The sequence below is a fragment of the Streptomyces sp. NPDC085932 genome, from assembly GCF_044540525.1.
GTDB classification, from domain to species: domain Bacteria; phylum Actinomycetota; class Actinomycetes; order Streptomycetales; family Streptomycetaceae; genus Streptomyces; species Streptomyces levis.
Window position 1 is genome coordinate 983363 of record NZ_JBITSJ010000001.1, and the last position, 13317, is coordinate 996679.

Annotated in this window: 10 protein-coding genes; 5 read left to right on the forward strand and 5 right to left on the reverse strand. The window is 73.4% G+C overall.

The genetic code is table 11. From position 1 onward, the window contains the following. Positions 1 to 160: 160 nt before the first annotated feature. A complete protein-coding gene (ddaH, locus tag ACIGAQ_RS03915) occupies positions 161 to 937 on the reverse strand; it encodes a dimethylargininase (RefSeq protein WP_311687218.1) in 777 nt (258 codons plus the stop codon). 815 nt (positions 938 to 1752) lie between these two features. After that, positions 1753 to 4140, reverse strand: coding sequence for an Orn/Lys/Arg decarboxylase N-terminal domain-containing protein (locus ACIGAQ_RS03920; protein ID WP_399778937.1), 2388 nt, complete (start codon positions 4138 to 4140; stop codon positions 1753 to 1755). Positions 4141 to 4424: 284 nt separating this feature from the next. Between ACIGAQ_RS03920 and ACIGAQ_RS03925 the strand changes: the two genes are divergently transcribed. Then, positions 4425 to 4802 carry a hypothetical protein gene (locus tag ACIGAQ_RS03925; RefSeq protein WP_311687214.1) on the forward strand — a complete coding sequence of 126 codons (378 nt, stop codon included), beginning with the start codon at positions 4425 to 4427 and terminating at the stop codon, positions 4800 to 4802. 32 nt (positions 4803 to 4834) lie between these two features. Beyond that, positions 4835 to 6031, forward strand: coding sequence for an ABC transporter substrate-binding protein (locus tag ACIGAQ_RS03930; protein WP_362279118.1), 1197 nt, complete (start codon positions 4835 to 4837; stop codon positions 6029 to 6031). On the opposite strand, the gene ACIGAQ_RS03935 is transcribed toward ACIGAQ_RS03930, so the two are convergent. Continuing rightward, positions 6015 to 8291, reverse strand: a complete 2277-nt coding sequence (locus tag ACIGAQ_RS03935) for an ATP-binding cassette domain-containing protein (RefSeq protein ID WP_399778939.1) — start codon at positions 8289 to 8291, stop codon at positions 6015 to 6017. The two genes, ACIGAQ_RS03930 and ACIGAQ_RS03935, sit on opposite strands and share 17 nt — an antisense overlap. Positions 8292 to 8301: 10 nt before the next feature. Continuing rightward, positions 8302 to 9927 (reverse strand): ABC-F family ATP-binding cassette domain-containing protein, encoded by a 1626-nt coding sequence (locus ACIGAQ_RS03940; protein WP_311687208.1) that lies wholly within the window; start codon positions 9925 to 9927, stop codon positions 8302 to 8304. 293 nt (positions 9928 to 10220) lie between these two features. On the opposite strand from ACIGAQ_RS03940, the gene ACIGAQ_RS03945 reads away from it, so the two are divergent. Further along, entirely contained in the window at positions 10221 to 10865 is a 645-nt protein-coding gene (locus ACIGAQ_RS03945) for a GPP34 family phosphoprotein (protein ID WP_399778941.1), read from the forward strand. Positions 10866 to 11097: 232 nt separating this feature from the next. Here the strand turns inward: ACIGAQ_RS03945 and ACIGAQ_RS03950 are convergent, their stop codons facing one another. Next, the gene (locus tag ACIGAQ_RS03950; RefSeq protein ID WP_311687246.1) at positions 11098 to 11514 is read right to left on the reverse strand and encodes an SsgA family sporulation/cell division regulator; all 417 of its coding nucleotides are present in this window, start codon (positions 11512 to 11514) and stop codon (positions 11098 to 11100) included. 258 nt (positions 11515 to 11772) lie between these two features. Between ACIGAQ_RS03950 and ACIGAQ_RS03955 the strand changes: the two genes are divergently transcribed. Next, a complete protein-coding gene (locus ACIGAQ_RS03955; protein WP_399778943.1) occupies positions 11773 to 12885 on the forward strand; it encodes a WD40/YVTN/BNR-like repeat-containing protein in 1113 nt (370 codons plus the stop codon). Positions 12886 to 12955: 70 nt separating this feature from the next. Further along, the gene (locus ACIGAQ_RS03960; RefSeq protein ID WP_062930312.1) at positions 12956 to 13279 is read left to right on the forward strand and encodes a hypothetical protein; all 324 of its coding nucleotides are present in this window, start codon (positions 12956 to 12958) and stop codon (positions 13277 to 13279) included. Positions 13280 to 13317 lie beyond the last annotated feature (38 nt).

The following is a 13317-nucleotide window of genomic DNA, read 5'->3' on the forward strand; positions in this document are numbered from 1 at the left end:
GGTGAGCAGAACCTACGGCATCGTAGGCTACGTTTCCGTAGGTTACGAGGCCGTAGGTCAAGGGCGCCGTAAAGACCGCTGATCAGCGGGGTCGGCCCGCCGGGCCACGAGTGGGCGTGGACCCGCAGGTCGACGGCCGGACAGCGGTTGCGCCGGCTGCTCAGACGTACAGCTCCCGCAGCCGGACCGAGAGGCATGTCACACAGCCTTCGAGCTTCTCGAACTCGCTGATGTCCACGACGACCGGTTCGTACCCGAGGTCGGAGAAGAGCTCCGCGGTCTTCGGGGCGCTGGCCGCCATCAGCAGTTTGTCGCCGCCGAGCAGGACGACGTGGGCGCCGGCCTCCTCCGGGACGGGCAGGAAGCGTGCGAACAGCGACGGGGTGTCCATCTTCGGGATGTGGCCGATGACCGTCCCGTCGGGCAGCGCGGTGACCGCCGACTTCAGGTGCAGCACCTTGCTCACGGGCACGGCGACCACCCGGGCGCCGAGCGGCTCGAACGCGGCCCGCAGTTGCTGGACACCGGCCGCGTTGGTGCGTCCGCCGCGGCCCACGTACACGGTGTCGCCGATCTTCAGCACGTCCCCGCCGTCCAGCGTGCCCGGATCCCAGATCCAGTTCACCGAGCAGCCGAGGCCGGCGACGGCCTCCTCGACCCCGGCGGTCTCCGCGCGCCGGGAGTCGGCGCCCGGGCGGGCGATCAGCGCCACGTTCCGGTACATCACGACGGTGTCCTCGACGAACACCGAGTCGGGGCAGTCGTCGGCCGGGTCCACCTCGATGGTCTCCCAGCCGTGCGTGCGCAGGGCCTGCACGTACGCCTCCCACTGCTCGCCCGCGAGGTCGGCGTCGATCCCCTCCCGCTCGATGTGCGTCACCAGCCCTTCGGCGAGGCGCGGGCTGGGGCGGCGGACGAGGGCCTTCTTGCTGGGCACGAGCGTGACTCCGTTTGGGATGGGACGTGTCTGGACCACACCGACCGGGTTCCCGGGATCGACCGGACCCATCGGGCGTCGGCCGACCATCATGCAGGGCGAAGGGGACGGAGGACACCCCCCGGGGCCGGAGGGCGCGTGGCCGGGCCGGGCGCGGGGCTTCCCCGACACGCCGGGGGCCTGCGGCGGGACCGTCCGACCGCAGCCGTCCGGCCGTCCGCCCCTCTGCCGACCGGCCGCGACCGGGCCGGGCGACGAAGAGCGGCCTTCCGCGCCGGGGGAGGGCGGTGTACCGGGTGCGTGGTCGGGCCCTCCCGAACCGGGAGAAACTGCCCCGGTCCCGACCGCACTGGGCAAGGAACACCTCTACCCCGGTCGGCCTCCGGCCTGGTGGGCCTCCGGCCCGCTTGATCTGCGGCCCAGTTGGCCTCCGGCCCGGTGGCTCCCGGTTCGGGTGGTCACCGGCTCGCCTGCCCATCGATCTGGGGCTCTCCGCCCGGTTGGTCTGCGGCCTGCGCGGCAATGGTCTGGGTGGCCCTGGCTCGGGTGGTCACCGGCTCGCCTGCCCATCGGCCCGGGGCTCTCGCCCGGTTGGTCTGCGGCCCGCGCGGCAATGGCCTGGGCGGCCCCCGGCCCGGGCGGCCCCGGCTCCAGCGGTCACCGGCCCGAGTGACCCTCGGCCCGGGCGGATCGGCCCGGGCGGTCGCGGACCCGGCGGAGGGGCGGACCTGGTGGAGGGCAGGGTCCGGGCGGCGGTGCGGACCGGGGTGCCGGGTGCGCCGAGGCCCGCTTCGGTTCTCGGCGCACCGTCCGTCTCACCCGGTCGCCGACTCCAGGTCCACATCCCTCGGTTCGCGCCGCTGTGCCGGTGTCGTGTCGTTCCGCGTGTCCGGCCGGGCGTCGCGGCGCAGGCATTCGATCAGGTACGTGCCCGTGTCGGGGTCGCGGGTGACGCCATGGGTCTCGCTGGCGAAGCCGGGGAAGCGGCGGTCGAAGGACTCGAGCGCGGTGAGGTAGCGCAGCAGCGGGCCGTCCGCCGCGCCGGTGTTCTCGCCCGGCATGAGGACCGGGATGCCGGGCGGCGTGACGGTGACCATGGCGGCGGCGACCCGGTCGGCCGCCTCCGCGAGGGGGAGCCGTTCCGTGCCGCCGCGGATCAGCCGCTGGTAGCACTGCTGGGGCGGGGCGACCGGCTCCGGCAGCTGCTGGAAGGCGGTGTCCAGCAGGTCGACCAGCCGGGCCTCGCGCAGATGGTCGTGCATCTCCTGGCACAGGCCCCGCAGCGTCAGCCCCGCGTAGCGCCGGGGCCGCTCCGCCACGAGCGCCGGCAGCACCCGCTCGAGCGGGGTGTCACCGTCGTACAGGTCCTTGAAGTCCATCAGGGCGTCCAGCAGCGTGCCCCACTTGCCCTTGGTGATGCCCATCGAGAACAGCACCAGCGTGGTGTAGCTGTCGGTCTTCTCCACGACGATCCCGCGCGTGGCCAGATACGCGGTGAGCACCCGCGCGGGGATGCCCCACTCGGCCGTCTCACCGCTCGCGTCGATCCCCGGGCAGGTCAGGGTCACCTTGATCGGGTCGAGCATGCACCAGCCGTCGGTCAGACCGGGGAAGCCGTGCCAGTCGGCACCGGGTTCCAGCTGCCAGCACGACTGCTCCGTGCGCAGGAGCTCCGCCGGGGCCTCGTCGAAGGGCAGGCGTTCCCCGCTCGCCGGGTCGGTCACCTCGCCGGGCTGCCACACCCCGAAGAACCACGGGGGCCGGTCGCCCGCCGCCTCGATCCGCCGCCCGATGCGCACCATCTCCTGGCGGAACCGGACCGCCTCCGTCACCGCCTCGTCGAGGAGCCACCGCCCCTGCGGGCCGTCCATCATCGCCGTCGCCACGTCCAGCGAGGCGATCATCGGGTACAGCGGCGAGGTCGTGCCGTGCATCATCAGCGCCTCGTTGAACCGGTCGTGCTCCACCGGCGCCCGGGGCGCGGGCCTGACATGCACCATGGCGCTCTGCGACAGCGCCGCCAGCAGCTTGTGCGTCGACTGGGTCGCGAACACCGTCGGCCGGTCCGGGCCGGGGAAGGCCTCCGCGTCCACGGACATGCCGTAGCGCCCGGCGTAGAGGGGGTGGAAACGGGCGTAGGCGAACCACGCCTCGTCGAAGTGCAGCCGGGGCGTGCCGGCGGCGAAGGCCCGGGCCGCCGCCGGCGCGTCGTAACACAGGCCGTCGTACGTGGAGTTGGTGAACACCGCGTACTGGGCGCGCGTGGACACGGCGTCCGCGGTCAGCGGGTTCGCGGCGATCCGCGCGGCCAGCGACCGTGCCGCGAGCTCGCCCGGCGGCAGCGGCCCGGCGAGCCCGTAGCCGTTGCGCGTGGGGACCAGGTAGACCGGCCGGGCACCGGAGACCACCAGGCCGTGCAGGACCGACTTGTGGCAGTTGCGGTCCACCAGGGCGATCTCGTCGCGGGTCACGCTGAAGTGGCCGACCAGGCGGTTGCACGTGGAGTCGCCGTGCAGCACGAAGTAGGTGCGCTCGGAGCCGAAGACCCGCGCGGCGTTGCGCTCCGCCTCGCCGATCGGCCCGGTGTGCTCGAACAGCGAGCCGAGCTCCTCGACCGAGATCGACAGGTCGCTGCGCAGCAACCGTTCGCCGAAGTGGTCGTGGAACGCCCGGCCCACGGGCGACTTGAGGAAGGCGACGCCTCCCGAGTGGGCGGGCGTGTGCCACGAGTACTCGTGCGCGTCCTCGAAGCGGCGCAACGCCTTGAAGAACGGCGGGAGCAGGGCGTCCTGGTAGGCGCGCGCGGCGGTGGTGATCCGGCCCGCCAGGAACGCCGGCGTGTCCTCCAGCGGCCACACGTAGCCCACCACCGACTGCGACACCCACAGCGGCAGCTCCCGCAACCCCTCGTCGGCCATGGCGAGGAACACCGGCAGGTCCCGGAAGCGGTGGCCGATCCGCCGCAGCACCCCGGCCCCGCCCGGTTCACCCTGCTCCTCGGACGGCAGGTCCCAGGCGACCACCGCGGCGGCGAGACCCGCCTCGGTCCGCAGCACCGCCTCGGCGTCGGCGGCGCTCGCCGCCCACCGGACCTGTAAGCCACGGGCCCGGATCGCCTCGGCGATCCTCACCCACTGCCCCGCCGTGGCGCCCTCGTCCTGCGGACCCTCCGCCACCGCCATCACCACCGTGCCGTCGGCCATGCCGTTCCCCTTCCCGATGGCCCGCGCCACCCCCGTCCAGTGTTCGCGGAGCCCGCACGCATGATCGGCGGGCGAACAGTCAAACCACCCCATCGGCGTGCGGTGCGGGCGCCGGGTTGACGCGAGTCAACAGCTCTGCGCCCGGCATGCGATCGCAGTACCTGATCAACGGTTGTGCAGATCATTCACCTGGGCAGGGCCGTACCGATCTTCCGCCGGGTCGTTGATCCCAGTGCTCCGGCCAGGACGGCCGGCGACCATCCAGCGGAAGGAAACCGACACAGATGTACGGCACGCGGCGCATGGCGGTAGTGGCCTCGATCGTGGGGATGCTGATGGCCGTTCCGGCCGGCATGGCCACGGCCCAGGCCGGTGACGGCGACGCGGGGGCGGGCGGTGTGCTGTCCAACCTCTCCGGCCGCAACTCCTCCGGGCACGCCAACCTGTGCGGCACCGGCAAGGTGGCCCTGTTCAAGGAGCGCACCTGTGTGACCGAGGACGACGGCAGGGGCGGCGGCGACCAGGCGGGCCCCAGCGGCGGCGTCCTGTCCAACCTGCTCTTCGCCCGCAACGCCTCCGGCCACAGCAACAACTGCGGCAACGAGACGGTGGCGGTGTTCAGCAGGACCACCTGCGTCACCGCCGACCGCTCCGGCCGCTGAGCGGTCGCACCGGGAACACGAGAGGGGTCTCGATGTCGTCGACTTCCTTGTGCGTGGGCGTGGTCGCGCCTCTGACGGGCCGGCTGGCCCCTCTCGGATCCCCGTTGTCGTACGTCCTGCGCAGACTCGCCCCCCGTCTCGCGCACGTGCGCAACGGCGGGCGCCGCCACGACGTGACCGTCGTCGTGCGCGACAGCCGCTCGGACCCCGCGGCGGCCCGGCGGGCCGTGCACGACCTGGCCGGCGCCGACGGCGCGCACCTCGTGCTCACCATGGCCGGGACCCGGGTGCTGCCCGCGGTCACCGACGCCTGCGAGCAGCTCGGCGTCCCGTGCGTGTCGACGACCTTCCCATGGCAGGCGTACCTCCACGCCCGCGACGCCACGCCCGGGCACCGCTTCCGGTGGACGTACCACTTCGCCTGGGGGCTGGACGACATCGCCGCCGTCTTCGCCGACCTGTGGGAGCGCGTCGAAGGCCGCGGCGCCGTCGGGTGCCTGTGGAACGACGACCTCCAGGGCGCGCTGCTGCGGCACGAGCGGTACGGCTTCGCCCCGGTGACGTCCCCGCGCGGCCACACCCTGATCGACCTCGGCGCCTACCGGGAACCGGCCCCCGGCTTCGCCGCGCAGGTCGCCCGGCTGCGCGACCACGGCGCCGGCCTCGTCACCAGCGCCGCCACCGCCACCGACCTGGCCCTCTTCCACCGTCAGGCGCGGGCGGCGGGGGTGCCGCCGCGGCTGATCACCTGCTCACGCTGGCTGACCTACCCGCACACCCACACCACGCCCGCCCCCGACGTCCACGGCGAGCTCGGCGACGCGCGCGTCGCCACCCTCGTCTACTGGAGCCCGGACCACCCCTACCGCTCGGGCCTCGACGGCACCACGTGCGCCGAACTCGCCCGTGCCTACGAGCAGGACACCGGCGCCGCCTGGCTGCAGCCCCTGGGCCTGGCCCATGCGCTCCTGGAGACCGCCCACCACGCCCTCGCCGCCGCGGACGACCCCACCGACCGGGCGTCCGTCGCCGGCGCCCTCGCCGGCACGAGGCTCGACACCGTAGCAGGCACCCTGGACTGGACCCGGGGCCCGACGCCCAACATCGCCCTGCTGCCCCTCGTCGGCGGGCAGTGGCAGCCCGGCGCGCACGGACCGCGGCTCGCCGTCGTCGGCAACAGCGCCCACCCGGTCGTCCCGCTCACCGGGGAGCTCACGCCGGCACGCTGACACCCGGCCGCACGAACCGCCGCAGATGCTCCCCGGTGAACGATCCGTCCGCCTCCAGGAGCTGCCGCGGCGTCCCCTCGAACACCACCTGTCCGCCGTCCCGTCCGCCGTCCGGGCCGAGGTCGACGACCCAGTCGGCCCGGGCGACCACGTCCAGGTTGTGCTCGACGACGACGACCGTGTTGCCCGTGCCGACCAGCCGGTCCAGCAGACCGATCAGACCCTCCACGTCCGCCATGTGCAGACCGGTCGTCGGTTCGTCCAGCACGTAGACCGCTCCCGTCCGGTGCAGCCGCGTCGCCAGCTTGATGCGCTGCCGCTCACCCCCCGACAGCGTGGACAAGGGCTGGCCGAGCGTCAGATACGTCAGTCCGACGTCCCGCAGGGCGCGCAGCCGGCGTCGTACGGCCTCGTCCTCGAAGAAGCCGAGTGCCTGTTCGGCCGTCATCTGCAGGACGTGGGCGATCGACCTGCCCCGCACGGTGAGCCGCAGCACGTCCTCCTTGAAGCGCCTCCCCTCGCAGCCGTGGCAGGTCGTCGTCACCGGGTCCATGAAGGCCAGGTCGGTGGAGATGATGCCGCGGCCCTCGCAGGTGGGGCAGGCGCCGCCGGAATTGAAGCTGAACAGGCCCGCGTCGGCCCCCGTCTCGCGGGCGAAGATCTTGCGGACGGTGTCCATGATCCCCAGGTACGTCGCCGGCGTGGACCGGCCCGAGATGCCGATCGACGACTGGTCGACCACCACGGCCTCCGCGTGGGCCGCGGTGAACTCCGCGACCAGACTGCTCTTGCCCGAGCCGGCGACCCCGGTCACCGCCGTGAGCACACCCGTGGGGAACCGCACGGTCACGTCCCGGAGGTTGTGCCGGCCGGCGCCCTTGACCCACAGCGCGCCGGTGGCCCGCCGCGCCTCCTCCTTGACCGCCGGACGCCGGCTCAGGCAGCGCCCGGTGAGCGTGTCCGACGCGGCCAGCTCCTGCGGCGTCCCCTCGAACACCACCGTGCCGCCCCCGGTGCCGGCGCCCGGCCCCATGTCCACCACGTGGTCGGCCAGCGCGATGACGTCCGGGTCGTGCTCGACGACCAGCACGGTGTTGCCCTTGTCGCGCAGCCGCAGCAGCAGATCGCCGAGCCGGCCCACGTCCCGCGGGTGCAGCCCGACGCTCGGCTCGTCGAAGATGTAGGTCATCCCGGTGAGGCTGGAGCCGAGGTGGCGCACCGTCTTCAGCCGCTGCCCCTCCCCGCCGCTGAGCGTGGCGGTCTCGCGGTCCAGACTGAGGTAGCCGAGGCCGATCGCCTCGATCCGCTCCAGCGCCGCCACGGCCGCCCCGGCGATCGGCCCGGCCACCGGGTCGTCGATCTCCTTCAGCACGGTGATCAGGTCCGTGACCTGCATGCGCGTGCAGTCGGCGATGGACCGGCCGCCGATCCGGGTGGCGAGCGCCGCCGCGTTCAACCGCGCTCCCCGGCAGGCCGGGCAGACGTCCTCCACCAGGAACTCCCGGACGAGGTCGCGGGTCTTCTGGCTCATGGCCGACAGGTCCCGCTTCAGATACAGCCGCTCGAAGCGGTCGGCGAGACCCTCGTAGTCGGTGATCCAGGTGCCGCCGCTGCCGGTCACGGAGACCTGGCTGCCCGGCCGCCCGCGCATCAGGAACTCGCGCTCGGCGGCGGTGAACCGGCCCACGGGCTTGTCCGGGTCGAGGTCCGGGCTGTTGGTGTACGTCTGGCCCTGCCACGTCCCGGCAGCGAACGGCGGGAAGCGGACCGCCCCGTCGGCGAGCGAGCGGTCCGGGTCCAGGATGCGGTCCCAGTCGGGCCCCACGGTGCGGCCCAGCCCGTCGCACTCGGGGCACATGCCGGACGGGTCGTTGAACGAGTAGGCCGTGGCCGGCCCGGCGCTCGGCGTGCCGTGCCGGGAGAACAGGACGCGGATCACCGAGTAGACGTCCGTCATGGTGCCGACCGTCGACCGGGAGTGGCCGCCGACGGGCCGCTGGTCGACGACGATCGCGGGGGTGAGGTCCTCCAGGGCGTCCGCGTGCGGCCGCTCGAACTTGGGCAGCCGGTTGCGGAGGAACCAGGGATAGGTCTCGTTGAGCTGGCGCTGCGACTCCACCGCGATCGTGTCGAAGACGACCGACGACTTCCCCGATCCCGAAACGCCGGTGAACACGGTCAGCCGGCCTTTCGGGATGCGGAGAGTGACGTCCTTGAGGTTGTTCTCGCGGGCTCCGGTCAGGGTGATGAATGCGGGCATGCATCCGACGCTAGGCGGGATACCCGACAGCTTCTGGCGTGATTTCCTTCAGTTCTCCGTCCTCCAGCAGCAGCCAGCGGGTGATGCCGATCGACTCCAGGAACGGCAGGTCGTGGCTTGCCACGATCAGCGCCCCCTCGTACGACTCCAGGGCCGTGGTCAGCTGCCGCACGCTGGCCATGTCCAGGTTGTTGGTCGGCTCGTCCAGCAGGAGCAGCTGCGGCGCCGGCTCGGCCAGCATCAGGGCGGCCAGGGCCGCCCGGAAGCGTTCGCCGCCGGACAGCGTCGCCGCCTTCTGGTCGGCCCGGCCGCCCCGGAACAGGAAGCGGGCCAGGCGCGCCCGGATCCGGTTGTTGGTGGCACCCGGCGCGAACCGGGCCACGTTCTCGGCGACCGTCCGCTCCCCGTCCAGGACGTCGAGGCGCTGCGGCAGGAACCGCAGCGGGACGTGCGCCGTCACCTCGCCCGACTCCGCCGGCAGTTCCCCGGTGATCGTGCGCAGCAGGGTGGTCTTGCCCGCGCCGTTGCGCCCGATCAGCGCGACCCGCTCGGGACCGCGCAGGTCGAGCCCGCCCTTCACCCGGGCGCCGTACCGCAGCACGAGGTCCTGGAGGGTCAGCACGGTACGCCCCGGCGGCACGGCCGTGTACGGCAGGTCGACGCGGATCTCGTCGTCGTCCCGCACGGCCTCCACCGCCTCGTCGAGCCGCTCCCTGGCCTCGGCGAGCTTCTCCTCGTGCATGATGCGGTGCTTGCCGGCGGACTCCTGCGCCGCCCGCTTGCGCGCTCCCATGACGATCTTCGGCTCGCGTTTCTGGTCCCACATCTTCTGGCCGTACCGCTTGCGGCGGGCCAGTTTGACCTGCGCGTCGGTCAGTTCGCGCTTCTGCTTGCGGAAGTCGGCCTCGGCGACACGCACCATGCGCTCGGCCGCCTCCTGCTCGACCGCCAGGGCCTCCTCGTAGGCGGAGTGGTTCCCGCCGTACCAGGTGATCGCGCCGGAGCGCAGGTCGGCGATCTGGTCGACCAGGTCCAGCAGTTCCCGGTCGTGGCTGACCACGACCATGACGCCGGGCCAGGACCGCACGGCCTCGTACAGCCGCCGGCGGGCGTACAGGTCGAGGTTGTTGGTCGGCTCGTCCAGCAGCAGCACGTCGGGCCGGCGCAGCAGCAGCGCGGCCAGCCGCAGCAGGACGGACTCGCCGCCCGACACCTCGCCGACGGTGCGGTCCAGCCCGATGTGCCCGAGGCCGAGTTCACCGAGCGTGGCCAGGGCGCGCTCCTCGACGTCCCAGTCGTCGCCGACGGTCTCGAAGTGCTCCTCGGCCACGTCGCCCGCCTCGATGGCGTGCAGCGCGGCCCGCCGGCCGGCGATCCCGAGCGCCTCGTCGACCCGCAGGGCGGTGTCGAGCGTGACGTTCTGCGGCAGGTAGCCGACCTCGCCGGTGACACGGACGGTGCCGTCGGCCGGTGCGAGGTCACCGGCGATCAGCTTCAGGAGGGTCGATTTCCCCGACCCGTTGACACCGACCAGGCCGGTCCGTCCGGGCCCGAACGCGACGTCCAGGTCCTCGAAGACGGGAGTGCCGTCCGGCCAGGTGAACGACAGGGAGGTGACAGTGATGGAAGTGGACATGGGGCCTCACTCGCGGTTGCTCGGAGCAGTCAGGGGCAAACGCGTGTCGAGACACCTGCGACCAGGGAGGAGAGTCCACGGGCATGAGAAGAGCCCTGCACCGGGGGACGGCTCGAACGCCGAGGTCGCACGCAGCGCACACACCTCACGGGTGGGGCGCGGTGTCTCAGGACCTCAGACGAGCAACGTCCTTCTCCAATCGACGGCAACAGGACCGCTGTACACCGTAGGAAGGGGTACCGGGCCTGTCAACGCAATTGTCCGAAGCCGATCTCCCCGCCCCAGGAGGCCCCGTGTCCCACGGTTCGCTCACGCTGCCGGCCCGGCTGTCGCTGCTGGCCTGGGACACCGCGCGGCCTCCGGCGGGCGGCGCCACCCACCCGGCGGGGCCGGTGCGGGCCGGGGCCCTGGTCGACCTGGCCCGCCGCGGCCTGCTCACCGACGTGGACGGCATCGTCACGCCGGCCGACATGGACTCGCGCAGCGGTGACGCGGTCCTCGACGGGCTGCTGGAACTGGTCCACGAGTCGTGTCCGCACTCGTGGCGGACCTGGGTGACGCTGCGGGCGCGGGTGACCGCCGACGCCGTACGGGAGCAGCTCGTGGCCGGGGGATATCTGCGGGCGGAGAAGAGACGCGTCCTCGGTGTCTTCCCGTCCGTGGAGTACGCGCTGGAGCGCGCCGCCGCGGTGAAGGCGCTGCGGGAGGAGGCGCGGGAGGTCCTGCTCGGGCCGCTGCCGGCCGCGGGGATCGCCGAGCGGGACGCGGCCGTCGCCGTCCTGGCCGACGCCGCCGGCCTGCTCGGCGCGCACCCGGCTGAGCAGCGCGTCGAGGAGCTGACCGACCGGGCCGCTGCGTCGGTGCCCGGCCTCGCGGGGATCGTCCGCGAGGTGCGCGCGGCGGTGGCCGCGACCGCGCCGGTGCCGGCGTCCCTCTGACCGCCCGGTCCACGTCCCTGTAGCCTTCGGGCCGGCCGGTGGGCCGGGGCGGCCGGCCGAGTGACCGGCCTGTGCACCGGAACGACCTCGCCTCCGCCTTCCACGCCGGGCTCCGCTCGTCCTGCCCCACGTCCGGGACACCGTCAGCGCCCGGCTCGTGGACGGGGCCGCAGCCGCCGGCACGCTGGTCGACGGCGAGGCCGACGCCCTGCCGGAAGCAGCGGGTCGGCGCTCAGCAGGCGTCGCGCATCAGCTCCGCGAGGTCGTGGTCCAGGTCCAGTTGCAGGTGCTCCAGGCCGACGGGCACGAGCTCGCCCGTCGCCTCCAGGAACGTGCGGATCTCGCTCGACCGGACGTGCACCACGGCGGTGCCCTCGGGGGCGTGGAACTCCAGTACCGTGCGGTCGTAGCCGTAGGGCCGCACCCGGACGTCGCCGTGCCCCTCGGGGGCCTGCATCCCGGCGGTGAGCAGCTCACGGGAGAACGTCCAGCACACCTCGACGCCCTCCAGCGTCGCCGGGGCCGGGAAGGTCATGCGCACGGCGAACGGGTCGCGCCGGTCGTAGTGCAGCGTCGCGGGAATGCTCGGCATACGCGGCGCGGCGGCGACGAGGCGGGCCTCCACGGGCTGCTCGATGACGATGGACAACGCCTTGCTCCCTTGTGACGGCGGGACGGACACGTCCGGGCGGATGAGGCCGGGCATGGGAAGAGACGACGGAATCGGCCATTCCGTGCACTCGCGATGCGAGTGACCTCTGTCACCGCGTTTCATGCACGGGAGTGACCGGGCTCTCCTCGTGTGCCCCGAAGGGCACGGCTGACGCCTCCCCGCACACCGGTCGTGGACCCGAGGCCGTCTGGACGGCGCCCGGGCGGTGGGCTAGCTTCCCCGGCCATGAGGCGCATGGGGAGCACGCGACGGGCGGGACGGACAGGCCGGACAGGGCGGACGGGACGCGGAACGATCGCGGTCACGGCGTGCGCGGCGGCACTGGCCGCCCTGACCGCCGGGCCCGCGGGGGCGCACGAACCGGAGCACCGGGCACCGCACTGGGAACTCAAGGACACCGGCACCCCGGACGTGCGGTACCGCGGTCTGGCCGCCGTCGGCCGGAACACCGCCTGGGCCGCCGGCACCGCCGGCACCGTGCTGCGCACCACCGACGGCGGAGCGACCTGGCGGAACGTATCGCCGCCCGGCGCGGGGGAGTTGCAGTTCCGGGACGTCGAGGCCTTCGACGCGCGCCGGGCCGTCGTCCTGGCCATCGGCGAGGGCGAGGCGTCGCGCGTCTACCGCACCGACGACGGCGGAGCGACCTGGACGGAGTCCTTCCGCAACACCGAGCCGAAGGCCTTCTACGACTGCCTCGCCTTCTTCGACCACCGCCACGGCCTGGCCCTGAGCGACCCGGTCGACGGGAAGTTCCGCATCCTGTCGACCGGCGACGGCGGACGGACCTGGCGGGTGCTGCCGGACCGGGGCATGCCGCCCGCGCAGGACGGCGAGGCCGGGTTCGCCGCCAGTGGCCAGTGCCTGGTCACCTCCGGGCCGAAGGACGTCTGGCTCGCCACCGGCGGGGCCGCGGACGCGCGCGTGCTGCACTCCGCCGACCGGGGACACACCTGGAAGGCCACCACCATGCCCCTGCCCGCGGGCGATCCGGCTCGCGGGGTCTTCGCACTGGCCTTCCGCGACCGGGCCCACGGCCTCGCCGTCGGCGGCGACTTCCGGCCCGAGCAGCCCTCACCGCACGCCGCCGCACGCACGTCCGACGGCGGCCGCACCTGGCGCCCCGCGACCGCGCCGCCCACCGCCTACCGCTCCGGCGTCGCCTGGCTCCCGCACAGCCGCACCGCCGCCCTCGCCGTCGGCCCGACCGGCACCGACCTCACCACGGACGCCGGCCGCACCTGGCGGACGGTCGACACGGGCTCCTACGACACCGTCGACTGCGCCCCGAACCACGGCTGCTGGGCCGCCGGCGAGCAGGGACGGGTGGCCCGCCTGGAGCACTGAGCGCGCGCTGTGCGGTGAGGATGGGCAGTGTGGGTACTCGTTCACCGGACGTGAAAGGAAGTGAGCGAGAATGCCACGCGGTTCGAGCTCCAAGCGGGAGCGCCAGTACGAGCACATCAAGGAGAGCGCGAAGGACCGGGGCGAGAGCACCGGCCGCGCCAAGGAGATCGCCGCACGGACGGTGAACAAGGAACGCGCCCGCTCCGGCGAGTCGAAGACGGCCAGCCGCACCTCCACGAAGGACATGTCGTCCGGAAAGCGCGGCGGGCAGCGGTCGGGACAGGGCTCCCAGGGCCCGACCTACGACCAGCTGTACCAGGAGGCCAAGCGCAAGGGCGTCGAGGGCCGTTCCAGCATGAACAAGAGTCAGTTGCAGCGCGCCCTGGGCAAGTGAGGCGCACGCTCCACGAGGCCGGCGGGACCCCCTGACCC